Here is a 998-nt window from a genome sequence, read left to right on the forward strand (position 1 = left end):
ATGTCAAAATGGTCGATACGCGCGAGGGGGAAGTGGCGCAGGCAGACCTGCCTTACGCCTTCGACAAACAGCATCCCGCCAAACGCATCGCCATCGTCGCCGCAGGTCCGCTGACCAATCTCGCGCTGGCGGTTCTACTTTACGGCTTGAGTTTTTCCTTCGGCGTTACCGAAATCCGCCCGTATATCGGCATGGTCAAGCAAAATACCATTGCCTCAAAAGCAGGTTTTCAGCCCGGAGACAAAATTATTTCGGTTAACGGCGTTAACGTCGGCGAGTGGGAAAAAGCCCAGCAAGAAATCGTGTTGAACATCGAGTCAGGCAAGGTAAATGTTGCCGTTCAGACGACCTCGGGACAAGAAACCATGCGGATTATCGATGCCGCAGGCACGCCTGAAGCAGGTAAAATTGCGAAAAACCAAGGCTATATCGGGTTGTCGCCTTTTAAAATCACCACCCGTGTCGGCAAAATGGAAGAAAACAGCCCGGCTGAAAAAGCCGGTTTGAAAAAAGGCGACAAGCTGATCAGTGCCGACGGACAAGACATCGAGTCTTGGCAGCAATGGGAAGAAATCGTACGCCAAAGCCCGGGTAAGAAAATCGCATTGAGCTACGAGCGCGACGGTAAAACTTTTCAGACGACCATCCGCCCCGACAGTATCCAGCAACCCGACAGAACGCTGGTCGGCAGGGTAGGCTTCGGTCCTCAGGGCGACGAAGCGTGGACAAAAGAAATCAAGCGCGAATATAAGCCGTCTGTCGCAGAAGCATTTGCGATGGGCTGGGACAAAACCGTCAACAATGCTTGGATGACGGTAAAATTCTTCGGAAAACTGATTACAGGCAATGCCTCCCTGAACCATATTTCAGGCCCGCTGACCATTGCCGACGTCGCCGGGAAAACGGCACAGCTGGGATTTCAAAGCTATTTGGAATTCCTCGCTTTGGTCAGCATTAGTTTAGGCGTGTTGAACTTGTTGCCCATCCCAGTATTGGAC

The 998-nt window shown here is 52.1% G+C and carries 1 protein-coding gene; it reads left to right on the plus strand.

Going from position 1 to position 998, the window contains the following annotated elements:
- Window positions 1-998 (plus strand): RIP metalloprotease RseP (rseP, locus tag ACTHUR_RS11990; protein ID WP_440398718.1); only part of this gene is annotated, 998 nt, incomplete at both ends.

This window comes from Neisseria sp. P0021.S007 (assembly GCF_051956855.1).